The following is a 1,086-nucleotide window of genomic DNA, read 5'->3' as shown; positions in this document are numbered from 1 at the left end:
AGGTGTGTCGCTCTCGTCCGCATGGGTAGAAAAACAAGGGTTGAGTTTTGACCGTCGTTTTATGATTGCCAAAGCCGATGGTTCGATGATCACTGCGCGAAAGTACCCTCAAATGGTAACCGTGAAATCAGCGTTGCTTGCCGATGGGGTGGTGTTCAGTAGCTTGGGAATGGAACCACTTAAAATCCGTTATCAAGATTTCAAAATGCAGGAAACACCCGCAACAGTTTGGAAAGATGCCTTCACCGCTTACACGACTACCGATGATGCGGATGATTGGTTTAGTCAGGTATTGGGACAGCGCGTAGAGTTGCTTTTTAGCGGTGAACAATCCAATCGTGTCCGTGAAAGCCTGGGACAAAATGTGAGTTTTGCTGACGGCTATCCAGTGTTGGTGATCAGCCAAGCTTCGCTAGAGGAATTGAACAAAAGAAGTTCTGAGCAACACTCCATGGATCAGTTCCGCACAAACTTAGTCGTATCTGATACCAAGCCATTTGAAGAAGATTCTTGGAAGCGCATCCGAATAGGGGAAGTGGAGTTCGAATCTCTCAAACCTTGTGAGCGTTGTATTCTTACCACGATCAATACTCAACGTGGCACTTTCCGCGAAAGCAAAGAGCCGCTCAAAACGTTGCAACAGTTCCGCGCCAATGAACGAGGTGGTGTGTTCTTTGGACAAAACCTTGTGGCGCGCAATGAGGGCATTATTCGCCAAGGCGATAAAGTTGAAGTGCTCGAATATAAGGAGCCGGAGTTTTATCCGGACAACTCACCTGTGCGCATGATGCTGACGTGTGTTGAGCGTGAAGAGATTGCTCAAGATTTCGTGACCTTATGGCTAGAACCGAGCAAAGGCTCTTTACCAAACTACTTACCGGGCCAACATTTGCCGATTGAGGTGGACATCAATGGTAAGAAAATTGGTCGTCGATATACCTTATCGTCTAGCCCATCTCGTCCTGGTCGCTATGCTATCTCAGTTAAGCGTATTGCAGGTGGCCGCGTGTCGAATGCCTTGTTAGACAACCTACAAGTCGGTGATGTATTAGAGGCAGAAAACCCAGATGGTCAGTTCAACCTTAA

Annotated in this window: 1 protein-coding gene; it reads left to right on the top strand. The window is 47.4% G+C overall.

Annotated elements, in window-relative coordinates; genetic code table 11:
- On the top strand, positions 1-1,086 hold a 1,086-nt coding region (locus R7Z78_RS24725; RefSeq protein ID WP_212733947.1), incomplete at both ends, for an MOSC N-terminal beta barrel domain-containing protein.

It is taken from the genome of Vibrio sp. 1167 (genome assembly GCF_033340375.1).
GTDB classification, from domain to species: Bacteria; Pseudomonadota; Gammaproteobacteria; order Enterobacterales; family Vibrionaceae; genus Vibrio; species Vibrio alginolyticus.
The sequence above is the reverse complement of the archived record's forward strand: the minus strand, read 5'-3'. Positions and strand labels throughout refer to the sequence as shown.